The sequence below is a fragment of the Parabacteroides caecihominis genome (assembly GCF_023656785.1).
GTDB classification, from domain to species: Bacteria; Bacteroidota; Bacteroidia; order Bacteroidales; family Tannerellaceae; genus Parabacteroides; species Parabacteroides segnis.
Genome location: NZ_JAMOKS010000049.1, coordinates 17,927 through 41,482, shown reverse-complemented (window position 1 = coordinate 41,482; position 23,556 = coordinate 17,927). Strand labels below are relative to the sequence as shown.

Here is a 23,556-nt window from a genome sequence, read left to right as displayed (position 1 = left end):
TTCTTGGTGATAACTCGCGATAGTTCATAACTCATGCTTTTGAATAGCCGAAGTTAATTTCTTTCTACTACTTAACAAAATTTCAAAGAACTTTTTCAAAGACTAGTTTTTACACAGTCTCTCGAGAGGGGGAAGGGGGTGTGTTATTGTTTCGCCCTATAACTAACTTTAACACACCCCTTATCCCCTCTCAAGAGGGGAAACTGTTACTCCCGTCACTATAACTCAAACATTTCTAAATATTAATATATACAAAATGAAAACTCTTGAAACCATTCTCAACTTCCTCACCAGCCTTGCCCGGATCATCTTTCCCCGCAGGCAAAAGCCGGCAGCCAGTGACTGCCCTTGTCCCCATCCCTATCCTCGTCCTGTTCCTGATGGCGATCACCCTGCTGTCTCTACTGATGGAGCAGACGGAAGTGACGCTGACTGCTATCGGAGCGATACTCTCGCTCTCAACCAGGGCGACTGGGGAATAAAACAACGTGTCGAACCCATAGACATTGCCGGTTACAGCCTGATGGCTGGGGGACTGATCGGCGGTCTGTACAAATTATTCACAGCATGAGTTACGAAGAAAATTATCAACGTATGATCCGCCGCAACAAAGCGACCGGATATGCCATCTATGACTGTCTGCTGAAGGCTTACCGAAAACATGCTGAAAGTATGGATGCCTCCGGTATTACCGATCGGGATATCTCCCGGATCAGTAAGAAACTATTGGTCAGCGAACGCTGGATACGTCATATTTTATGTAAATATCATCTGTTTTTCGTTATCATCGATCAGTATTTTCCGGAAGAGGAATGGGATGATGAAGAGACGGATGTTTGATCGTTTGAAGTCTGTTATTTTCTCTGATATGGAGAGGGTAACAGACTTTTCGTGTATAAAGTTATTCGTACAGCCTCTTTACCCCATTGCAAAATGAACAATTCTTTCGCTAGCCTTACCATCTCCATAAGGGTTCACTGCTTTACTCATTTTGTCATAATACCCTTTATCATCCAGCAAAGCGGAAACTTCCTGTACAATCTTATCGTAATCCGTTCCCACCAATTTAACCGTTCCCGCTTCCAGAGCCTCAGGACGTTCGGTTGTATCACGCATAACCAATACTGGTTTACCTAATCCCGGAGCCTCTTCTTGTATTCCACCGCTATCGGTAAGCACAAGGGCCGATTTCTCCATCAGGTAAACAAACGGCAGATATTCCAACGGTTCAATGAAAAACATATTCTGCAAATCCGAATTTCCAAAAACTTCATGAATCGGTTTGCGCACGTTCGGATTCAGATGCATAGGATAGACAAAATCCGTTTCCGGATACTTCTCCGCCAGTGTCTTGATAGCCTTACACATTTGAATGAAACCCTCCCCAAAATTCTCGCGGCGGTGTCCGGTAATAAGAACAAGGCGACGATCCCTAATTTCATATCCGGCAGTTTTTAATCCTTCCGTCAATACCTTTTGTAACTCTTCATTTCCTTTAATTTTATCGACTACCAGGTATAAAGCATCGATCACAGTGTTTCCTGTTACAAGGATAGACTTCTGCTTCACACCTTCATCCAACAAATTCTGACAGCTCAACTGTGTCGGAGAAAAATGATACGTAGCAATCCTCCCCGTTATCAAACGGTTCATCTCCTCCGGCCAGGGACTATATATATTATGTGTCCTAAGCCCCGCTTCAACATGCCCCACCGGTATCTGCTGATAGAAAGCAGCCAAAGCAGAAGCCGTCGAAGTAGTCGTATCGCCATGTACCAGTACGAGATCCGGTTGTACTTCTTTGAGCACATCCCGCATGCCGGTAAGGACACGGGCAGTCACATCATATAAATCCTGTCCTTGCTTCATGATATTCAAATCATAATCCGGATGAATTTCAAAAAGATGAAGCACCTGATCCAACATTTCGCGATGCTGACCGGTGACACAAACCACTGTTTTAAACTGTTCGGGATACTTCTCAAACTCCTTCACCAAAGGAGCCATTTTTATTGCTTCGGGACGAGTCCCGAAGACGAGCATTATTGTTTTCATTGCAAATTATTTTCCACTATTTATTTGTGTAATTATTTGAAGCATTTTGTTTGCCAACAAATTACGATCAAAATCTAAAGATAATTTCTTACACCCCTCTTTACATTCATTGTATAAGTTTTCATCGGTCAATAATAAATCCAACTTTTCACAAAATTCAGTTTCAGACTCTGGTTCGAAACATACACCAGCATGATAAGACTCTATAATCTCGCGAGCTTCGCCATTCACTCCCATTAAAATAGGAATTTCCATACCTGCATTTTCAAATATTTTAGAGGGAATAACTGTCGTAAACAATTCTGATTTCCGTAAATTAATCAAAGCAATATCCAAAATAGAAATATATCTTTTTACTTCTAATTTAGATACAGGATCAAGCATTGTCACATTTTTGAGATCTAATTTTTCCTTTAAATCCAAAAGGTTACGCTTTTCGGCTCCAGATCCTAAAAAAAGGAAATGATAATTGCTCCTTCCTTCCATCCCTTTAGCACATTGCAAAATGAAATCCAATTTATGTGCCATTCCATGTGTACCGATATAACCAATAATTTTTTTATTCTGTAAGCCCAATTCATTCAACAACTGTAGATCCTTAACCACAGGAACGAAAAGAGATCGATTCACTCCATTTTTTACAACTTCTATTTTTGAAGAATCAATACCTCTTTCCACCAGCCTTCGTTTAAAGGAATCTGTTACAACAACTATTTTTTTAGCGGAATGATAACAACGTTTTTCCTGCCATTCAAAATATCGAATCAGGATATTCTCGTTCATTGCTCCTACTGTTTTAATGGATTCAGGCCACAGATCTCGGACTTCCATGATCCAGGGTTTTCTTTTCCAAAAAGAAAGAGTACGCCCTGACAAGGCTGTGAAGAATTGGGGAGAAGTAGCAATGATTATATCTGTTTTTTGAAATAATCCAGCAATGAAGCCAGAAACAGAAAAACTTATATAATCTAATGTCCGTTTAATAAACCCCTCATTAGCTGTTATATAAGTCCATACACGAATAACATGTATACCATCGATAAACTCACTCTGATAAAGTTTATTTTTATATCCTTTATAAATTTTCCCTTGGGGAAAATTAGGAAAACAAGTAATTATAGTAACATCTATTCCTCTTTGAACCCACTCTTTGCAATGTTCATAAGAACGTGTCGCAGGAGCATTTACTTCTGGAGGAAAATTATCTGTTAAAAAAAGAATTTTCATTTCAATTTATCATAAATATATATAGAATACTCCATATCAGAAGTGAATAAGCAGCAGATCTTATGTGTACTTAAACAAACATTGTAAGAATCGGAAACCTCACATTCCTCCAACCAAATACGATCTACTCCATTCATTAATATTTTTCCCTTATTTGTAGTAATCAAATTATTCTCCATAGAGACAATCTGCACAGAAGGACTAAATATAATCGTATTAATACCTTGCACAGATTTAGTAGATAATAAGTTATCAAAAATCACTATACTATCACCTATTTTACGAAATATTCTCTCATGTTTAACTCCTATATCTGCATATCCATTATGGATAGCTCTCACTTCTCCCTCTCCTTCTAGCAAAAAAACTATAGTTGCACGTTTTGCAACTCGAAATCCTCCCCAAACTTGGCTAGAATTCATATCTTCTAATGTCACTGTATTATGAGCACTTGTTCCTCGCTCATATTGTCGCCGTTTATTTTTATTATAAGTTGAAATTCCCGTATCGACAATAAAAGGAACACCATCTATCCGAAGTTCATAATTAAAGGTATCAGCATGAGCATGACCTGGGATATAATCTGGTCCAATCACTCCAACATCTATAGTAAATTCTATTCGAGAAGATAAAAATTTACGATAACCAGATTCTTTTAGAGGAACCTTCGTCCAAATCAACCCCAATCGATGAGCGTAAGCGAAAATCTCATTTGAGGTCGGAGCTATTCCATTTGCTGCATCATTAAACAACGGTATTGAACCATCACTGTATATAATTGTTTCCAGCCATCCCAACATCAAAATAGCCTTCTCTTCCAACCAAGAGGTAAGTAATATTTGTTTATCAAATCGATAATTGCATTTACTTACATTTATACAATCTAATAAACGATCCAAAAGTATCTCATGATACATTGGACTTAATTCATAATGAGCACCATCAGGCAAAATTTGTTCTTCAAGTTCTTTAAATAATAAACGCTCCGCCTTTCTAAAAATTAATTCATCACCAAAATATAAACCAGCCCATAACAAAGAGAAAGCATCTTCTAACAAATGATTTCCCAATAAATGATATTCCAAATTATCCTGCAGGATTTTGTATTGGGCATATAGCGAAGCATCCCACTTTTGTTTCTCTTCCAATGATATATTCGAATAATTCAGAGATATGAATTTAATCCAATTAATACCTCGCAAAGCAATTGGATAAGAATCTAAACCATTTTTGTTATATCTTATCTCATCTATGAATCTATTTATCCAGTAACGTCCAAGTTCGAAAGAAGAGTTATCTTGATGAAGAAAGTCCATATAATTTAGATTATAGGACCATAACTTCCCATATTTTTCATCATCCCAATGAACAAACTTTGACCTCTGATTCAAAAAATAGAAAATATCATTTCCATATAAACTGTTATATTTAGAAATAAAAGAATAAAAAGATAATGGAATCCCTTTTTGAGGCAGTAACAAGGGATATCTAAATCCAATATAATGTCTGATTAACTTTTTCATCCGGTATACTATCTGATAAAAAAGTTGACAGATCTTTAAATAACGAAGAGTATAATAATATCTACCTAAATTCATTTACATTTAATCGATTTTTATCCTGAATATTGTCCCTCAATTAAAATCATAACCTGTATTATCCTTTGATAGAAAAAGTATCTTCAATATGGTAAAACTTAATTTAACATTTTGATTTATTTGTCTCATCATTAGAAATTAGTTTTTTGTACAATTTCAAAATATCATTTTCAATTAATCTATCACTTTTACGCTTCGGTTTTATCTCTTTAACTTCCAAGCTTTGAAATAAAGAAACTAATTGATCAATATCTCCTCGAAGAACCTGATGGACATTTTCAGGTCTGTCTACAACATTTGTTGCAACAACATGTACACCACAGTCCAAAGCTTCATGTATAGAAAGACTATCACCGTCTGTTGATGTATATCTTACAAAACAATCAGACTTTTCTAGAACTGGAATAAAATTATGAGGATCACTTATCAATAAAATATTATTTTCTAAACCACACAGTAGCTTAGAGTAAGCACCAGAAGGATCAGATATGATCAATCCCCAATCATGATGTTTTCTAAATAGATCGACTAGAATTTTAATACCATAAATTTCATTACCATATTTATCTAAGGCATAATTAGAGGCATTTGTACATACGATAAAATTCACCTGCTTTTTTAATTCACTTATTTTATTCAAAATCGTTACATCTAGGGTTTCAACATAAATATTTGGAATATAAGCACTAATGTAAACTGATTCTTTATTATAAATAATTGCCTTAAAATAACTTTGCTTATTTATAACAATAGGTATATCTGCCAATTTTACCGAGAGATAATCTATAAAATTATAGAAAAAAGAGAAGCGTCCTAAATTTCCATGATAGGTTATTATAGATCTCGCATTAAATATCTTACAAATAACGATAAAGAAAAGTCTAAATAAAGGAGATGAAGAATGCAGATGTGCATATTCAGTCAACTTTATAGCATTAATAAAACCAACCACACAAAATCTACTCAAATCATAAAAATCATAAGATATACCGACTTTACTCAATAAAGAGAGTAATCGACTTACATGAATAGTAACTCCTCCAATAGGTCCTGGTTTTTTACCAATAATAAGTAGTTCAGTTTTTTTACACATAACACTCTAATTATTGAACATTTTGAGATTATGTTTTCTTATTTTTGAAATTAAGAATAACATTACTAAATCTATTTCCTATCAAATAAATAATAATAATTTACAACAAAAAGCACAAAACAAACTATCGTTTACTCGCAAAAGTTTTATTTATCAAGATTTTCATTTTATAATATTGACAAATAATAGAGTGTACAATGAGCAACATTCTTTTTCGGATACTTTGTTTTATCCATGATCCCATATAATGGTGTATAGTGTATGTATTCTTTGTAAATTTCACTTGTCTTCCATGTAAAGGACAAAAAAACTCTTGTGGATATATAATGATAGAAGAAACCTCTTGTATACCAGAAATATCTCTTAATCCATTTTTCCGTAATAATTGTGTTGTATATTCTACAATTGTTGTCATATTGTAAGTTCCATCATCCTTCAAAAATTTCATTCCTGCATATAATCTCAATATTTCCCCATAAAAGGCTAGATCTTTTATGGCTCCAAGAGCAAGACCTGGATTAATAAAAGATGTTCCTTTTTCAACTCCCCCATCATATTCACAACCCATAAATGAACCACAAGCTATAATCTCATCCATGGGGCGAATGACTTCTACATCTGTATCAAAGTAAAGTCCGCCATAATTATATAAAATCCAAAAACGAGCATAATCACTTACAAATGCATATTTTTTAGCATCATACGCTTCTTTAACATATTGAATTATATTTATATCAAAGTTCTCTTCATTCCATTCTTTTATTTCATAATCTGGAAGATACTTTCTCCATGAAGCTATACATTTTAATGCTAAGGGTGGTAAAGGATTGTTTCCAAACCAACAATAATGAATAATTTTAGGTATCATATCAATTCGATTATAATGTTAAAATCATATTACTATGCTGCGCTTTTTTCACAGTATGCCATTCTTTCTGAAAATTAAAAACATACTGTGTCGTATTTGTTTCAGAGAAAAGAATTATTCTAATAAAAAATAAAAGAAAAACCAATGATACAACAACAAATCTAGCTAAACATATAGTATTACAAAATCGTTGTTTATAAAAATAGAATAACGCATAACTCATTAAGACCAATTTAAAGCCATTAAAATAATATGTAATTCTCATCATCATTTGACTACTATGAAAAAAAAATTCACAAAGCACTCCTATTAGAAAAAGATCATACATTATATTGAATGTTTTATCAGCAAACATTAATTTCATTCTTTTACTATTTACAACAATCAATAAATAGAGAAATAAAATCAGTATATATCCTAAACTAAGAGTAGAATTATTATACATCTTATCACCATGATTATCTAAATAACGAGAATAACCTAACCAATCTATCAATAAATCAAAATATTCTACAATTTGTTGCAATGAAACCATATTTGCAGCAACAAATGAAACTAAGACGAGCACTACTTGTCTATTCACATTTCTAAACCATTGATCTTTATTACACCATATAAAATAAAGAGGAAACAAAATTAATGCAGATCGATGAAACAAAGAAGCTAATAGTATTAATGCACAATAATAAATTAGTTTTTTATTAGATATATAATGTATTGAAAAAACAAATATACAAAAAGCTATTGTTTGACGTATTGAATTCATAAACCCTGTCATTGCTATTCCTGTAAATATCAAAACAATAGGCAAAAACGATAACACATATTTATGTTTTCTAAACGATACATACAAAAAGAAAATCTGAATAAAGGCCAAAATAAAAAAATATCCAAAAGAGCCTAGATTAAAATAGTGACAAAAATGTATCAAAAAAACAAATGCAGGTTCAAAACTTTCTGAAATAACATTTATATAAGGAGTATTTCCGTATTCAAACATTTCCAAATACGCATAGAAATCAATACCTACACCATAACGCATGCCAAATACAATTGAAAACAATAATACAGGGATCATAAGCATCCACTTTTTATGACTTTTTGCAGCCAAATAAGATGTTATAACCATCATTAATGTCAGACATAAATACACTAATATCGTCTGTAGAAGTATCATAATAATTATCAATTAAACTGTTAATAATATACACACAAGAAAAGATTACTTCATATTATTCACAGCTTTAAATACACCATACATTTTTTGTATTATTGTAAAAAACAAATAAACAACTTTATAGTATCCTAGACATGACAAATCTAATGCGCACTTTATAACTCTATTTTGATATTTATATTCTGACATCTGTTTTCTATATTTTCCACATTTATTCTTAAACTCAACAGATGTAAAAATATTTGCTCGAAATGCTCTGTAAACTATCAGAAAAGACATTTTAGATACACATAGACCAAAACTAGATGTCTCACATGTTAATTTTGAAAACTTATTCAACAACATTTCACAATATTCAAAATCTTGAATATTGTATGTCTTTACTATTGAGTTTGAATTTATATTCTGCACATAATGATAAAATGCTTTCGAAAGATATGCTATCTTTATGTCATTTTTCAACAACGACACATTTGTATAAAGATCTTCACAAAAAGAAATTTTTTCAGGGAATCTCACGTCATACATATTATAACAGGCTCTCTTTATAAGCTTATTTCCACAACTTCCATGCAGGTGTTGAAAAAGCTCACACATAACTCTTTCGTGATTCAAAATTGTCGGTTCTTGATTACAATATATTTGTTTATTACCTGCGTTTATAAAGAAATCACATATCAACATATCTGCATCAGATTCTATTGCTTTTATATACAGTTCCTCCAACATATCCGGTTCAACCCAATCGTCAGGATCAGCATGTATGGTGTATTCGCCAACAGCGTTATCCAAACCACATTGCCGAGCACTCGATACGCCCCCATTCTCCTTATGGAATACCCGTACACGAGTATCCTTTCTTGCGTATTCATCGCAGATTTCCCCACTACGGTCTGGACTACCATCATCTATCAGTAATATCTCAAAATTAGTGAAGGTCTGCACCAACAGACTATCCACACAACGATATAAATAAGCTTCTGCTTTATAAACAGGAACTATGACTGACACTTTTGGATTTTCAAGCATAATAACTAATCTATTTCAAATTTTCCCGTAAAAAAACCAAAGAGATATCTTTCATCTCCTCTCTCTTTCTATTAACAACGATCCAATCGATAGGCTTCTCAAGCAAAAAAATATCCATATCATCAGTAACTAATCGATCCTCTAGACCATACATACGTAACAAGGAATAAAAACGAGCCATCCCACGCCCCTGATTAGCTATCACCAAGAAAGGTTTATTAAAAATTATACTGAACACTGCGCCATGAAAACTATCACACACAACAAAACTGGCATCCATAAATCCCCTCAGCCATTTGGTCACCGGAGGGAACACACATTGGTTGATATTTTTCATCGTCTCTCCATTCAAAGGTTGAATCGGCATTACTGTGAAAGGTGATAAATGTAAGTATTCCGCCACCTCATTTACTATCCGATTCTTCGTTTCACTCTTATCCAATATGTAACAAAGCATATTTCCATCACATGAAGATTCATTCTCCTGTTCCACTAAAAGCTCGTAATCTTCTTTGTCTAGAAGCATGGTCGGATCAAGTACAGGGATAGCCTTCACACCTAAGTATTTTGAACATAGCGTTACACCAGACTCCTCGCGTACCGACACTGCTTGAAAAGCTTGAACTAATTGCCTGCAACAATCTGTTTCACGGGATGAATATTCCCACGTATCCACACCAAAAGAAGCCGCATATGCTATTCTCCGCACATCCATCCCTCGGGTAAAATCAAGAAATGAATGGTATATATCCACGTTATACTTAGGCCGCCACACTTGATCACTGCCCACCACAAATGCCTTTATATGATTTTCTCTCACATAACGGGCAGTCTTATCAGCATCGATCATCTTCGTAGAATGCACCAGATATTTGTCTATAAAATAATCGGTATACCTTGCAATGTGCTTTATTTGACTTGGTTTTGCCACAAACGGATAACGTCGTCCCTTTCCTTTTCCAATCAATTTCAATAAAAAAGTCTTAACAGCAGAGGCTAACAACTGAAACAATCCGATCTGGCAATTCGGTTGGTCTATGGTAACAACCTCATGCCCTATACGGCGTAATACGGTTTGTAACGCATAATTTTGCAGCAATCCTCCATAATTGAAACCTAATGGTTGTGTAATAATACCAATCTTCATGATATTTTTTTCAATTTACCCTTCAATCTATCAAGAAGTCCCAACCTTAGCAAAATCGCAGACAACAACCTATGACAACGTTGGTAAAAGGAAATACTTGTCAAACTTGCCACTCTCATTTCTATTGTATTCATCCGGCTTCCGTAAAACATATTCCGATATCGATTAAGGTTCACGGAATGAATCAAGGCTGAATTTGCAGCAACCACATCATCAAAAGCAACCTCATAGTTAATAGTTGCAATTTCTCCCCAGATTTCTTTTCCTTTTTCCGTACTCACTATCACCGCGCTCACGCCTTTATCGTCATCTATCTCAGGCATCACATTTTGTATTCCCCAAAAATCCCCAATTGTAATATCACTTCCACTCTTCAAACTCTTCGCCGGACAAATATGACAACTCGGACGTAAATACAAATCCGCCAGAAAGCCTCGCAGGAAAATATTCTTGTTTAAAGGTTCTGAGAGCAAAACTAATTTTTTATCTCCGTACCCATCAGACACAGAGATAGTGAGAGCAAAACTGAATTTTTTCCAACCTAGGCATTTGTTTCTAAACGAAATGCTCTCAATACGAGCATCTCTACCATTTAAAACAGGGTGAGACAAAACTGAATTTTTTTCATCGCACTGACGTGCAGTTTCCTCCTTCAGATATTCTCGCCATACACCCGGACTCGGAACGCCATGACAAACGAAATCCACCGTCAAAAGATTATCATATTCTTTCCTGAGGAAACGTTTCAAACCCGCTATCTGACAAGGAGTTCCAGAGAATAGAACCTTACGACCTTTTTTCAAAAACTCCTCTACCTGTGAATAACATTTACCTACCCTACTTTGTACATATTTAGAACCCCGAAAAGCAGATAAACCTTCTATCGTTTCTGTATAATCATGGACAACATCCCACTCTTCATTGAATTTGGCACCAAAAACAACACCACCCTTAGCTATTACTTCTTCTGCTAACAACGTAAAAATTCCCCCGGAAGAACTAGCCATACGAATCTCTTCATTCAAATTCTTTGCGGCATAAACCATATCCGGTATTCTTGGTTCCCCCTGATTAATTACAGGGCAAACCTTTTCACATAAACTGCAATCAATACAAAGTGAAGAGTCCACTTTGGGATAAAGGAAACCTTCATCATCCTCTACCATTGTAATACAATGTTTTGGACAGCGTTGTACACAAGCCCAGCAACCACAGCACTTTTCCTTACTATCTATTTTAATCATAGACTATCTCTTTATCAATTTCAGGATCATACCACTAAACAGCGAACGTTCTGAAGCATTCATAGAGCCAAACCAGGAAAGAGGAAGATAGAATAAAGAAAATAAAACAATACCACCGGCTAAACGAGTAATATTTGATATGTCAATATCCATTTTCCATATAAGCAAGAGAGAAAATAATGTTACAACAAAAGGAATGATTGACATTTTTCCAATCTCTTTCCAAAACTTTATAATATCTATATCTTGTTTTCTTTGATAATAAATATTCATCACCACAATTTGTCCTGCCGTAAGAGCTAAAGCCGTTGCAAACGCACAACCTATGCCACCATAACTTTTTGCCATTGGAATAGATAGTCCCAAACTGACAATAGCTATGATTACATATAAAGTAGATCTAAACTTCATTTCATTACGAGCCTGTAAAATCGTAATTCCAAGATTCTGAATTAAAGGGACAGTTAAGGGGATAAAAAATAACAGGGAAATCCAATAAGCATTTTCATATCCTTCTCCTGCCCAAAGTAGAATAAACTGACGACCAAATATTATAAAACCAGCTAATACAAAAGCTATTACAATAAACTGAATACGTCCTGTCCTGATGAATAAATCAGAAATTACTTTACGATCTTCATTCCGTGTCACCATCGCCATTACTTTAGGCAAAAACAAGCCGGAGATAGCTGTAGAAAACATAATATATAGATTACTCAATTGTATGGCTACTGCATAAACGGCAACCATTGCTGCCCCCCGGAAAATACCTAAAACAAATTGTCCTGTACTCCAATAAATCCGGTCTATTATAGCATTCAAAAATATCCAGAACGAATAAATGGAAACCTCTTTCAGGAAGTCCCATTTAAAATGGGTAAAGCGTAAATGAATATGTAATTTTCTTTTACAATAAATCCAATTAATGACTAAAGTAGCAACATTAAAAAAGGTTGTCACAACTACCATTGCCACAGCCTTGTAACCAAACAAAAGCAAAACAATCATCACAATTGGATTCAGGAGAATACGAGCTATGTTTATTATTTTCTGAAATACAAAATTTTCATAGGCTGTGATAATAGCCCCCCAAATACTCATCGGAAATGTAAATGCCAGATTAAATGCCATCAACAGCAGCATCAACCGTATTTTGCCTATCTCATCCGTCGTCATATGGGTATCAAACAAACAATCTACATTACCCACCAAAAACAATCCTAAAATGAAGGCCAATGCACTAATAAACAGGTACAGCAAAAAAAACATACCGAACATTTCGTATTGCTCTTCTTGTTTACCTTCTGCTCGAAACTTGGCGGTATAACGCACTATTGCATTACCAAAACCCAAATCCAAAACAGTTAAATAAGCAATAACGGAAGCAGCCAATGAATACAACCCAAACTCCGATTGCCCCAGCATACGCAACATAAATGGAGTATAGAGCAATCCTATCAAAGTATTCAACCCTAAAACTACATAAGAAAGTAAAGCTCCGGCTTTAAGTTGGTCCATTCTCCTATTGAAAATTCTATTTTACACCTAAGTTTGTTAACGAAATTTATTTGGGCTGGATAAAATATCCAGATAATTATTTTCTATAAATTCCACAAAAATCTAATACAACTTTATCTTCCATATAAGGTAACTCTTTAAATGGATCATGGGCTGTCAAAAATACCACAATATCCGCCTTCTCATAGGCTTCTTTATAATCGGTCAGTTTAAACACCTTGTGCTCTTTCACATTCGGCTCAACTACCAGAATATCCGCATTATTACAAGCTTGCATCACTTTTGTCGTAATACACTTGGCCGGAGATTCACGCAAATCATCGATATTCGGCTTAAAAGCAAGTCCCATCATAGCGACAACCGGCTTGCGGTGGTGCTCCAATTCAAATCTTAAGATGGCATTATGCACTTTTTCGGCACACCAGAAGGATTTGTAATTATTGATCTCACGTGCTTTGGATATCAATTGTGACTCATACGGAAAATCGGCTGTAATAAAATAAGGATCTACTGCAATGCAATGCCCTCCTACACCTGCTCCCGGTTGCAAGATATTTACCCGCGGATGCTTATTGGCTAATTCGATCAGTTCCCATACATTAATACCGGCTTTGTCGCAGATGAGTGAAAGTTCGTTCGCAAAAGCGATCTGCACATCACGGGATGAATTCTCGGTCAGTTTACACATTTCTGCCGTTTTACAATTTGTCTTATGCAATGTTCCCTGTACAAACTGACTGTAAAATTCGATTGCTTTATCAGTCGACTCCGGATTGATTCCTCCGATCACACGATCGTTATGAACCAGTTCGTAGATGACATTCCCCGGCAACACCCGCTCCGGACAATAAGCAATATATATTTTGTCTTTCAACTCCGGCCGTTCTGAAAAAATCAGACTTTGCATCTTTTCCGTCGTTCCCACCGGAGAGGTCGATTCTATTACATATAAATCTCCTTCCTTCAAATAAGGAAGAACGGAACGGGTCGCTGCTTCGACATAAGAGATATCCGGTTCGTGATTGCCTTTAAACGGAGTGGGAACAACCATAAAATAAGCATCACTGATTTCAGGGGTAGTAGAAGCTTTCAACAATCCGGCATTTACCACTTCCTGTAAATACTCTTCCATACCGGGTTCAATAATATGAAGTTTACCCTGGTTTGTCATTTCTACCACACCGGAATTGATATCGACACCTAAAACGTTTACTCCATGCTTAGCTGCAATGATCGCTGTGGGAAGTCCAATGTATCCCAACCCCATAAAACATGCTTTCATAATTCTTCTGTTTATAAAAAACTTAATTATTCTTACCTAACAATATTTCAAAACTCAACGTTACTCCTAAAATTCTACACTAAGCAGATTTTATATTAAGTGTTTTTCCGTATTCTGTCAAACCATAGGTTAAGACCTACCCATACAAGAATATCAAAAGATATCAGAATATTATTATCAATATATGATATCAAACAGATATTCACACCACTGAATAAGCAAGCTATAGTCAATATCAATAACATTGCCTGCCTCTGTGTTAATCCCATACTCAACAATTTATGGTGAATGTGATTTTTATCTGCAACAAATATCCCCTTATGGCTACGCCAACGGACAAACATGACCCTCATTACATCAAGCATAGGGATAATTATTGTTGAAAATGCAACTATGATCGCTCCGTCTGAATAAGGTATAATATCAGGAGCACAAACAGTATAACGGATGATCAGGAAAGACAGGATATAACCTAATGTCAGACTACCTGTATCTCCCATAAAAATTTTCCGGCATCGCTCGACTTTACCAAATACATTATAATAGAAAAAAGGAACTAACACACCGAATGAGGCAAAAGCAAGCATAGCATACATCCATAAATGGTTATGAACATATAGACATCCTAAAATAGCCAAAGATACGCAGCTTAAACCGGAAGCTAGTCCATCAATGCCATCAATCAAGTTAATCGCATTACATATAAATACAATCAGAAAAACAGTTAATGGTACTCCCAGCCAGGGTGTCAACTCATGGATTCCGAAAATACCATATAAATTATTAATCCATAAACCGGATAAAGGAACCATGATAGCAGCAAGAATCTGCATAACAAACTTTGACCGATAGCGCAGACCGACCAGATCGTCTTTTATGCCGGTTAAGAACAACAGTGTTAACCCACAGACCAAGAAATAAAACTCCGGAATGATAAAGCAAAGCATCTCTTCAGGAATTCCATCACCCATCAGGTAACGAAGTCCTGTCGTAAACGATAATGTAAAAAGGATAGAGGGAGCAAATGAAAGACCACCTAAACGGGGTACGATGCCTTGATGCACCTTTCGTTCATCCGGAACATCAAATAAACGCTTTCGGAAAGCTACTACCAATATACGAGGTATAATAAAAGAAGAAAATAGGATAGAAATTATCACTCCTATGATAATCAATATAATACTAGTCATTTACTATTGTTTTTCGGGCACAAAAAAGTTCGTCAGTTACATATTGTAATGACGAAAATGACGAGAAAAAAGGATCGTTTTTTCTAGTCATTTTCTAGGAATACTAAATTGTTAAATTTAAAGATTGAAATATTCATCTAACCTTGTCAAACAAGGGATAATGATTTTTTTATTTTGTCTATTCAAAAAATTATGTATACTTTTGCCGTGACTAGAAAAAACGATCGTTTTATCTAGTCATTTTACAAAATCAAAGGCAAACTCCAAAGAGCTTATTTTTCATTGTATTTCATTATTACACAATCAAATAACCACCAACAAATACAGGTTTCAAATCGTAAGTAAAGCTATTTTGAGATAGGTGAATTCAGGTCTGTTTTCAGGTATTTTACAGGGGGAAACGGGCTTTATAATTTATGTATCAGAGGCTACATAAAATTCTTGATTTTTTTCAAAAACAAAAGAGGATACCTCACGGCATCCTCTCTCCTAACGCAACGAATGAATTATTAATACTTATACTTATTTCTCATTACTTCTTGCAGTCGCAAGTTGAATAAGCTACTAACATCCAAACTAATTTTTCCTGTTCTTTCAGATAGTCGCTCATCAGCGCTACTGTAGCTTCATCTCCGGCTTCTGAGGCAAGAGAAAGCAGTTTACGTTCTTCAGCGATAAACTGACCGTAAGTGTTCAGGATATTTTCCAGGGCTTCGTCACCGCAGGATACACCTGATACTTCTTTTACTCTGGCTACTTTCAAGTATTCGCTGAACTTGTTTACAGGAACACCTCCCAACATCAGGATACGTTCTGCCAGTTCGTCTACCTTCTCGGCTGCATTGTCGTACATTTCTTCGAATTTGCTGTGAAGAACAAAGAAGCCGTGTCCTTTAATATTCCAGTGGAATCCGCGAAGGTTTGTATAAAATACCTGGTAGTCGGCCAATAACTGCTGTAATGCTTCTACTACTTTGTTTGCTGCTGATGCGTCTAAATGCAAATAATCTAATGTTTTCATATTCTTCTGTTTTTTAATTGTTATACGTTTTTATTTTTCTTGTACTGCAAAGATACTGCAGATATAAACACCTGTCAAACAGATAATTATTATACCACCATAGACAAAATCTATCAACACGGTTTCAGCAAGCAGATTACTGATATCAGATCAAAAACATTCATATAAATGATATACTCAAAAAACACATTTATACATATCGGAACAAACAAACACTCTTTTTGAAGATTTAATTAAACATTCTTCATTTTACATTTCGGTCATTTTTCTTTACATATACACCAATAATCAATTGCTTAACAATAAAAATTCATAATCAGCGTTAATCCGACTCATTAACAATTGTAATTAAAAAAAGTTTAATTTACATTTGACACATAGAATATTTGCCACTAATAATTAAAACATGATACGGAAAAACTTTATTTTATTGCTATTACTGAATTTAGCAGGAGTACTTTTTGCACAACTAACGATTTCACCCACCGCCTCACCTTCAATACCGGAGGGAAGCAACATCAATCTTGGTGACTATTTCTCTGTTAGCGGAGGAACTCCCACAGGATGGACATTGGATGGAAAAAGTATTACATTTACTAATGTTTCCTTGTCCTATAAGGACAACGGAAAGTTATTACAATGCAAAGATGCATCAGGTTCCAGTAACCTGGTCCCGATCAAAGTTATTGGAAAACCGACTGTTACCAGTCTCACCGGGATGCCGACCGAACTCCTTAAAGAAGGGGATCAAGTAACGTTGACTGTCGCCTTCAAAGCAAATGGTTCTACAGGCCATACCTACCAATGGTATATCGGAAACCAGGCAATAGCCAACGCAACGACAGCGACTTTAAACTACACATTTGAAAAAGCAGATCATGGCAAGACAATTAAAGTAGCTATCAAAGCAACAGAGTTCACAGATGCAACCGAGGCCTCCGCCGGCGTTACATTCGACGGAACGATGATAACGGATAAAAACCCGGCACTGCCTGCCGGTGCAAAACTGGATAATACCGCATTCCCGGTGACAGTCGGACAGACGTTTACTGATCCTGTTATTGATTATGAAGCAACAAATCATGGGGGTACTAACTATTTTGTCACCCAAAATACTCAATACACCAATAATGATACGCATACAGTTACTTTCAATGGAAAAGAATATTCCTGTACTATAAGATTATTGACAGCAACTCCATATGCACCTGAAAAAGTAACATCATCCATTACATCTGCAGCCAGAATTCCGGCAAACATTTTAGCAGATAACAATACATTATTTTTCGATTCAGGAATTTATGTTCCAATAGAAAGCACTGGAGAGTCAGTCTTTATTAAAACCGGATTAAAGGTTATTGGGCTTGGAGACAGAACTTCACAAAGTGAGGCAACCGTTATTGGACCTAATTACGGGTATTGGGCTACTACAAACGCATACAATTATGGACACATCAAATATAAATTTTCTCATAATGTAGTTATGGAAAATATTGTATTTGACGGTGCAGGCATGAGATTCTACGGAAATGGTTCAAAAGGGGGATCCAACCAAAAAAACAACTATTACTTCATAACACTAAACAATGTCAAAAACATAGTTTTTAAAGATATCACTTTCCGGAATATTGGAACTACAACTTACTCATATTCTATACTGAACATGACAGAAGGGGAAGCAAACATAGATAATGATGAAAGAGATCCAAATAATAAAAGATATTATATAAACATTACTTTCGAAAGTGGAAATCTCTCCGGTTCATACGAACCTATAAATATAAATACCACTGACGGACATTATTTTAAGAATATATATTTTAAAAACGCTTTAACAACAAATGTCCATCAAATAGCTATTACAGGTAAAAATGCCCATGGGAATGGTAATCCCGGTTGTCGCAACATCATTTTTGCCGGAGACCTGGAACTCTATGACAAGAAAAAAATACGTCTATGGAAATACACAAGTACAGGCATATCTTTCCCTGAAAAATATAAATACCTGGAATTAAAAACGACTCCGACGACAAGTGACTATACATACGACATCACAATTGCAAGAGAAATTGATACTCCATCAGCATCATATCCTTACCTCGATGCTTCAGATGGCTCATACATCGTCTTTAATTCTTTAAATGACCCATTTAAACCTCTTAGCAATTTATTTTCAGGGACTGTCAAAAACCAATGTACATTACCTACCCCTACATTGGTTAAATTAGTCAGCAAGGATGGGAAAGTCGGTGGTTTTACAGTTCATGACTATAGTAAAGTACAGACTAATATTGTTGCTGTCAACGCTTATACAGATCCATTAACTCAGGTAAATGAGAGTAATCTGTTTAAATATAACGGTTCTAAAATCAGCTTCAATACTACCAACCCGGAATATATCAGATTACATAACATCGACTTCTCTGAAGATTATTCCATCTATGATGCTGTTAAAGATGATGGGAACAATGTGACAAACTCCAATTACGGTAGTTTCTATAACTGTAAGTTCAAGGCGCCCCAAGAAGGGGATCCGTTGGTTGTTGAAGGAGATCTGGATAAACTTCAATGGTCGGTATCCAAGACAACTAATGAAATATATGAATACAAAGATGTAGAAAACAACTCTACCACCTCTGTGATGGAAGGTACACCTGTCTATGTACAGATCAGGCCGGTTTATCTGGACAGGGTTGACTACGACCGATGGGCTATTGAATATACTGCAACGCCGGTTGATTACCATTACCCGATGGAAGATGCAATTGCAAAAACCATCCGTTATGACTTCAACAAGGGAGAAGCCCACGTATTACCGGGTACTTATTATTATAATGTAAGTAAACTGATTCTTTACAAAGGGAACAGGGAGGTCGCAACCTATAACTACCGCGATGCCACCTGTACCCACACTGTGATCATCCAGGCGAAGCCGATAGCTAAAATACCGGCTTTGCAATGGTCGGTATCGACCGCCACTCACGAGCAATCTAACTTCCGTGACGTGGACGACCAGACAACAACGTCCGTGAATTATGGAACTCCTGTCTTTGTACAAATCCGCCCGATCGGACATGAAGACATCACTTTTGAACGTTGGGATGTTGAATACTCCGTGACTCCGGCGGAACATTATTATGGCATGAATCCAATCGTCAAGACCGAACGTCATAATTTCAACAACCGCGAAGCACATACGGAAATCGGCACATATGTCTACACTGTCACCAAGCTGACATTGTATGACCTGTATGGAAACAAAATCGTCGAGACATACGATTACAACGACTCGCCCTACCGGCACACCATCGTCATCACAGACTGCGAAGACCCCGGCCCCGGCCCGCACGGCGCCCTGCAATGGTCGGTCTCCACGGCGTCGAACCAGCTTCAGGACTTCCGCGATGTGGACAATCTGACTACGACAAGCGTGGTGAAAGGCACACCGGTCTACGTCCAGATCCGTCCGGTCGGTTTCAACAACATCACTTATGACCGCTGGGAGATCGAATACACCGCCACCCCCGCCGGTTACCACTATCCGTTGGAGGAAGCCGTTCCGAGAACCGAGCGTTACACCTTCAACCGGGGCGAAGCCCACACGCTGGTCGGCACCTACGTGTATACGGTGACCAAGCTGACACTCTACAACGGTGAAAGCGTGGCCCTGACAGCCTATTATACCGAGCCTCCTTACGTCCACACCATCATCATCCGCGACGGTGGTATGATCGAACTGGGCGACATCGCCTCCCATTGCGGTTCGGAAAGCGAATTCAGAATACCATTCCGCCTGCTCGATCCGGACAATATCCTGGAATATTCCGTCCGCTTCTCCGACGAAGCGCTCAAAGCCGGCTTTACGGATTCCGACTATAAAGATGTGACTCCCGACTATCTCACAGTGCCCGTCTACCGGATAATCGGCAAGGGCGTTTACACCGGAAACGTGTATGTGCGCAAGAAAAGCGACCCGGGCCTGGTGGAACTACATCCATTCGAAATCGAGATGCTGGAAACCACGATGATCACCAAACAACCGCAGTCCGTATACGTTTGTGACGGCGACGCCTTCACCCTGAGCGTAGAAGCCCGTGGCCTGAATCTGACCTATCAGTGGTTCTTCAACAAAGAGGCGATCGAAGGAGCAACCTCGGCCACCTACCAGGCTGCCCTGACGCCCGACAAGGAAGGCTCTTACTACGTAGATGTATACGGCGACTGCGGAATGGAGAGCAGTGTGACGGTGACGGTGCGCAAGAACGGCCTGAGAGTCCTGGTGAAATGGAACGAATTCCTGTACATCACCAATCCGGACAACGAGTTTGTCCGTTTCCAGTGGTATCATGACGGGCAGAAAATCGAGAAGAACGGCACTTCGATCTACTACTCCGTGCCCGAGGGCCTGTTGGGCAGTTACTTCATCCAGGCCTACCGTGCAGACGACAGCTATGTGGTGAGTTGCCCGATCACGTTCGATACGCTGACACAGTTCCCCGTAACCACCGTTTACCCGACGATGGTGCAGAAGAACAGTCCGATAACCGTTAAGCTGGGCATGCCTGGCGAAGCCTCGGAGGCGGCAGTCATCGAGATCTATAACCTGAACGGTCAACTGGTCGAAAAGCAGTCAACTACGACAGTCGAAACCACCATCCCCGCGAATATGGCTTCAGGCAGCTACATCGTGAAGGTGACCACCGATTCAGGAAGAACAACAACCCATAAAATCATCGTAAAATAAGCTAACAGATATGTCAACAATAATTTCAAACATAAAGAAAACAATCTTTTTATTCGCAGCAGGCTGCCTTGCCACCACCGTTTCGGCCCAGCAAGGAACAGGTGGTAGAGAGCGTAGCCAGTATAACAACGGCCAGCAACAACAGCGACAGCGTCAGGAATATCGCGAGGACTACCGGGAGGAAAAGAAAGATACGACGAAGACCTCTTACCTGACGGTATCGGGCGGCGTCGGCTCCTCTTCCTTCCGTTACAAGCTGAACTACCAGATCGAAGGTTTTGAAGAGAAAGGCAAGCGCAACGCAAAACTGGGGTATGAAATAGACCTCCGTTACAGCTACTTCTTCAACCGTCATTGGGGCTTCTCGACGGGGGTAGGTATCTCCCGTTATGCAACGACAGGCAAATTGACAGGTGATATGTCCGACGATAAATACATGAAACTGGGCAATATGACCGACGACGATGACTTCTCCGGCCACCCGCGTGAGTTCGAACTGCGTGCCCGGTTGAAGAACCTGGAAGAGAAGCAGACCGCCTTCCTGCTGGATATCCCGCTGTTGGCAATGTACCAGACCCATTTCGGCGAAGAGGAAAAATGGGGCATATACGCCGGTCTGGGAGTGAAGTTGCAGATTCCTGTCAAAGCCAAATACAAGGTCGAAGGCAATACAGCCAGCGAACTGAATGTTTCGGGTTACTACCCCCATATCCCTTCCGACGTGGGTTCTCCGTCGGAGGCGCCTGTTCCTCACCACGGCTTCGGCACGATCAACGATCCCGGCCGCGAGCTGGACTGGAGCGGAAAGAACAAACTGAAACTGGGCGTAGCCGGAACTGCCGAACTCGGTTTCCTGTTCACCCTGGGCGAAGACACCGACCTGTTGTTGGGCGGCTACATCGACTACGGTTTCACCAACATGAAGAAAAAGAAAGACCAGGGGTTGTTATCTACTCCTGCATCTTATCATCCGGACGGGAACATGACGGTAGGAAAAGGTATTCCTTATAATGGCATGATGAATTCAAACGTAACAGATAAAGTGAAGGTTATGTCTTTCGGGGTAAAATTAGGGGTTAGGTTTAAATTGAATTAAAAGATCACCGATTGATCTTTAATCTATTAAAAGCGATGAAGGCCGGAAGATGATTTCCGGCCTTTTCGTTTATCTCATTATTATGCAAAAGAAGATTAGAAAAGCTACCATATATTTTCTACCTTTGCATTTATCTATACAAACCGAACAATGTTCACGAAAGCCCATAGATAAAAACTAAAAGCATTATGAATATACAACAACTCGAGTACATCCTGGCAGTAGATACATACCGCCACTTCGCAAAAGCAGCAGAACATTGCAGAGTAACACAACCTACGCTCAGTATGATGATACAAAAACTGGAAGACGAACTTGGCATTAAATTATTCGACCGGAATATGCAGCCGGTCTGCCCTACCCCCGCCGGACGTAAGGTGATCGACCAGGCTCGTACCGTTCTTTATCAGGCTTCCCTCATTAAAGATATTGTCAATGAAGAAGAACAATCGTTGAAAGGGACGTTCCGGCTGGCAGTACTTCCGACGATCGCTCCTTACCTGCTACCTCGTTTTTTCCAGCAGTTGTCTGAAAAACATCCGGAACTGGACATCCGTATCCTCGAAATGAAAACGGCTCCCACTATGGCTGCGATCCTGAATGGTGAGATAGATGCAGCCATCATCGCCAACCAGCCCACAGAAAACCAGCTACAAGGCGATACATTATATTATGAGCAGTTCTTCGGATATGTGGCTAAAAACGATCCGGTATTCAAGAAAGATATGATCCGTACGGCTGATATAAGCGACGAACATCTCTGGTTGCTGGATGAAGGTCACTGTTTCCGCGACCAGTTGATGCGTTTCTGCCAGATGGAAAAGGTAAAACTGCGTCAGGCCGCTTACCGTCTGGGAAGCCTGGAAACATTTATGCGCATGGTAGAAAGCGGCAATGGCGTCACTTTCATTCCGGAGCTGGCAACCCTGCAACTCAGCGAAGATCAGAAAAAACTGGTACGCCCCTTTGCCATTCCCAAGCCGGCACGCGAAATCGTCTGGATCACACGGAAAGACTTTATCCGCCATACCATTGCCGGTATGTTGATCGAGAGTATTAAGAAGTCTGTACCCAAAGAGATGTTGACGCTGCAAGCCGGATTAAAAGTCGTCTGAACATTATTTTTATCGCTTAGCGAAAAAAATTATTACTTTTTGCTTGTAGTTTCCAAAAAAGCGTTACTTTTGCTGCGTATTTAAAAACAAACGAGACAAATGAATCGATTTAGCTTTACATATTTCTTTTATTACTTTTACTTTAGCAGAGT

18 protein-coding genes are annotated in these 23,556 nt (G+C 38.0%); 5 read left to right on the top strand and 13 right to left on the bottom strand.

Annotated elements, in window-relative coordinates:
• Positions 1-256 precede the first annotated feature (256 nt).
• Positions 257-571, top strand: a complete 315-nt coding sequence (locus NBH14_RS25990; RefSeq protein ID WP_186961956.1) for a hypothetical protein — start codon at positions 257-259, stop codon at positions 569-571.
• Positions 568-840, top strand: coding sequence for a hypothetical protein (locus NBH14_RS25985; RefSeq protein WP_186961957.1), 273 nt, complete (start codon positions 568-570; stop codon positions 838-840). Before NBH14_RS25990 ends, NBH14_RS25985 begins: the two co-directional genes overlap by 4 nt.
• Positions 841-918: 78 nt before the next feature.
• Here NBH14_RS25985 and wecB read toward each other — a convergent pair whose 3' ends face one another.
• The 13 genes from wecB to NBH14_RS25920 form a co-directional block, all read right to left on the bottom strand.
• Positions 919-2,055, bottom strand: a complete 1,137-nt coding sequence (wecB, locus tag NBH14_RS25980; protein WP_186961958.1) for a non-hydrolyzing UDP-N-acetylglucosamine 2-epimerase — start codon at positions 2,053-2,055, stop codon at positions 919-921.
• Between the two features lie 6 nt (positions 2,056-2,061).
• The gene (locus tag NBH14_RS25975) at positions 2,062-3,282 is read right to left on the bottom strand and encodes a glycosyltransferase family 4 protein (protein WP_186961959.1); all 1,221 of its coding nucleotides are present in this window, start codon (positions 3,280-3,282) and stop codon (positions 2,062-2,064) included.
• On the bottom strand, positions 3,279-4,805 hold the full coding sequence (locus NBH14_RS25970) for a heparinase II/III domain-containing protein (protein WP_250817877.1): 1,527 nt from the start codon (positions 4,803-4,805) through the stop codon (positions 3,279-3,281). Before NBH14_RS25970 ends, NBH14_RS25975 begins: the two co-directional genes overlap by 4 nt.
• 178 nt (positions 4,806-4,983) lie before the next feature.
• On the bottom strand, positions 4,984-5,973 hold the full coding sequence (locus NBH14_RS25965) for a glycosyltransferase family protein (protein WP_186961961.1): 990 nt from the start codon (positions 5,971-5,973) through the stop codon (positions 4,984-4,986).
• A 124-nt stretch (positions 5,974-6,097) separates the two neighbouring features.
• Positions 6,098-6,841, bottom strand: a complete 744-nt coding sequence (locus NBH14_RS25960; RefSeq protein WP_186961962.1) for a glycosyltransferase family 32 protein — start codon at positions 6,839-6,841, stop codon at positions 6,098-6,100.
• A 10-nt stretch (positions 6,842-6,851) separates the two neighbouring features.
• A complete protein-coding gene (locus tag NBH14_RS25955) occupies positions 6,852-7,919 on the bottom strand; it encodes an EpsG family protein (RefSeq protein ID WP_250817875.1) in 1,068 nt (355 codons plus the stop codon).
• Positions 7,920-8,063: 144 nt separating this feature from the next.
• Positions 8,064-9,047 carry a glycosyltransferase family 2 protein gene (locus NBH14_RS25950; protein ID WP_186961964.1) on the bottom strand — a complete coding sequence of 328 codons (984 nt, stop codon included), beginning with the start codon at positions 9,045-9,047 and terminating at the stop codon, positions 8,064-8,066.
• Between the two features lie 10 nt (positions 9,048-9,057).
• Positions 9,058-10,194 (bottom strand): polysaccharide pyruvyl transferase family protein, encoded by a 1,137-nt coding sequence (locus NBH14_RS25945; protein WP_186961965.1) that lies wholly within the window; start codon positions 10,192-10,194, stop codon positions 9,058-9,060.
• Positions 10,191-11,438 carry a Coenzyme F420 hydrogenase/dehydrogenase, beta subunit C-terminal domain gene (locus tag NBH14_RS25940; RefSeq protein WP_186961966.1) on the bottom strand — a complete coding sequence of 416 codons (1,248 nt, stop codon included), beginning with the start codon at positions 11,436-11,438 and terminating at the stop codon, positions 10,191-10,193. Before NBH14_RS25940 ends, NBH14_RS25945 begins: the two co-directional genes overlap by 4 nt.
• Positions 11,439-11,441: 3 nt before the next feature.
• A complete protein-coding gene (locus NBH14_RS25935; protein ID WP_186961967.1) occupies positions 11,442-12,956 on the bottom strand; it encodes an oligosaccharide flippase family protein in 1,515 nt (504 codons plus the stop codon).
• A 76-nt stretch (positions 12,957-13,032) separates the two neighbouring features.
• Positions 13,033-14,238, bottom strand: a complete 1,206-nt coding sequence (gene wecC, locus NBH14_RS25930) for a UDP-N-acetyl-D-mannosamine dehydrogenase (protein ID WP_186961968.1) — start codon at positions 14,236-14,238, stop codon at positions 13,033-13,035.
• A 95-nt stretch (positions 14,239-14,333) separates the two neighbouring features.
• The gene (locus NBH14_RS25925; RefSeq protein ID WP_186961969.1) at positions 14,334-15,428 is read right to left on the bottom strand and encodes an MraY family glycosyltransferase; all 1,095 of its coding nucleotides are present in this window, start codon (positions 15,426-15,428) and stop codon (positions 14,334-14,336) included.
• A 532-nt stretch (positions 15,429-15,960) separates the two neighbouring features.
• Complete coding sequence (locus tag NBH14_RS25920; protein ID WP_007658513.1) at positions 15,961-16,449, bottom strand: Dps family protein; 489 nt, start codon at positions 16,447-16,449, stop codon at positions 15,961-15,963.
• Positions 16,450-16,855: 406 nt separating this feature from the next.
• Between NBH14_RS25920 and NBH14_RS25915 the strand changes: the two genes are divergently transcribed.
• The 3 genes from NBH14_RS25915 (at position 16,856) to NBH14_RS25905 (ending at position 23,404) form a co-directional block, all read left to right on the top strand.
• The gene (locus tag NBH14_RS25915) at positions 16,856-21,193 is read left to right on the top strand and encodes a T9SS type A sorting domain-containing protein (RefSeq protein WP_250817873.1); all 4,338 of its coding nucleotides are present in this window, start codon (positions 16,856-16,858) and stop codon (positions 21,191-21,193) included.
• Positions 21,194-21,203: 10 nt separating this feature from the next.
• Positions 21,204-22,289 (top strand): outer membrane beta-barrel protein, encoded by a 1,086-nt coding sequence (locus tag NBH14_RS25910; protein WP_250817871.1) that lies wholly within the window; start codon positions 21,204-21,206, stop codon positions 22,287-22,289.
• Between the two features lie 188 nt (positions 22,290-22,477).
• Positions 22,478-23,404 (top strand): hydrogen peroxide-inducible genes activator, encoded by a 927-nt coding sequence (locus tag NBH14_RS25905; protein ID WP_186961976.1) that lies wholly within the window; start codon positions 22,478-22,480, stop codon positions 23,402-23,404.
• The last annotated feature ends 152 nt before the right edge of the window (positions 23,405-23,556 follow it).

Bases quoted from the DNA above. Each gene is read 5' to 3' on its own strand.
- NBH14_RS25990 (WP_186961956.1), top strand. From the start codon at position 257: ATGAAAACTCTTGAAACCATTCTCAACTTCCTCACCAGCCTTGCCCGG.
- NBH14_RS25985 (WP_186961957.1), top strand. From the start codon at position 568: ATGAGTTACGAAGAAAATTATCAACGTATGATCCGCCGCAACAAAGCG.
- wecB (WP_186961958.1), bottom strand. From the start codon at position 2,055: ATGAAAACAATAATGCTCGTCTTCGGGACTCGTCCCGAAGCAATAAAA.
- NBH14_RS25975 (WP_186961959.1), bottom strand. From the start codon at position 3,282: ATGAAAATTCTTTTTTTAACAGATAATTTTCCTCCAGAAGTAAATGCT.
- NBH14_RS25970 (WP_250817877.1), bottom strand. From the start codon at position 4,805: ATGAAAAAGTTAATCAGACATTATATTGGATTTAGATATCCCTTGTTA.
- NBH14_RS25965 (WP_186961961.1), bottom strand. From the start codon at position 5,973: ATGTGTAAAAAAACTGAACTACTTATTATTGGTAAAAAACCAGGACCT.
- NBH14_RS25960 (WP_186961962.1), bottom strand. From the start codon at position 6,841: ATGATACCTAAAATTATTCATTATTGTTGGTTTGGAAACAATCCTTTA.
- NBH14_RS25955 (WP_250817875.1), bottom strand. From the start codon at position 7,919: ATGATCCCTGTATTATTGTTTTCAATTGTATTTGGCATGCGTTATGGT.
- NBH14_RS25950 (WP_186961964.1), bottom strand. From the start codon at position 9,047: ATGCTTGAAAATCCAAAAGTGTCAGTCATAGTTCCTGTTTATAAAGCA.
- NBH14_RS25945 (WP_186961965.1), bottom strand. From the start codon at position 10,194: ATGAAGATTGGTATTATTACACAACCATTAGGTTTCAATTATGGAGGA.
- NBH14_RS25940 (WP_186961966.1), bottom strand. From the start codon at position 11,438: ATGATTAAAATAGATAGTAAGGAAAAGTGCTGTGGTTGCTGGGCTTGT.
- NBH14_RS25935 (WP_186961967.1), bottom strand. From the start codon at position 12,956: ATGGACCAACTTAAAGCCGGAGCTTTACTTTCTTATGTAGTTTTAGGG.
- wecC (WP_186961968.1), bottom strand. From the start codon at position 14,238: ATGAAAGCATGTTTTATGGGGTTGGGATACATTGGACTTCCCACAGCG.
- NBH14_RS25925 (WP_186961969.1), bottom strand. From the start codon at position 15,428: ATGACTAGTATTATATTGATTATCATAGGAGTGATAATTTCTATCCTA.
- NBH14_RS25920 (WP_007658513.1), bottom strand. From the start codon at position 16,449: ATGAAAACATTAGATTATTTGCATTTAGACGCATCAGCAGCAAACAAA.
- NBH14_RS25915 (WP_250817873.1), top strand. From the start codon at position 16,856: ATGATACGGAAAAACTTTATTTTATTGCTATTACTGAATTTAGCAGGA.
- NBH14_RS25910 (WP_250817871.1), top strand. From the start codon at position 21,204: ATGTCAACAATAATTTCAAACATAAAGAAAACAATCTTTTTATTCGCA.
- NBH14_RS25905 (WP_186961976.1), top strand. From the start codon at position 22,478: ATGAATATACAACAACTCGAGTACATCCTGGCAGTAGATACATACCGC.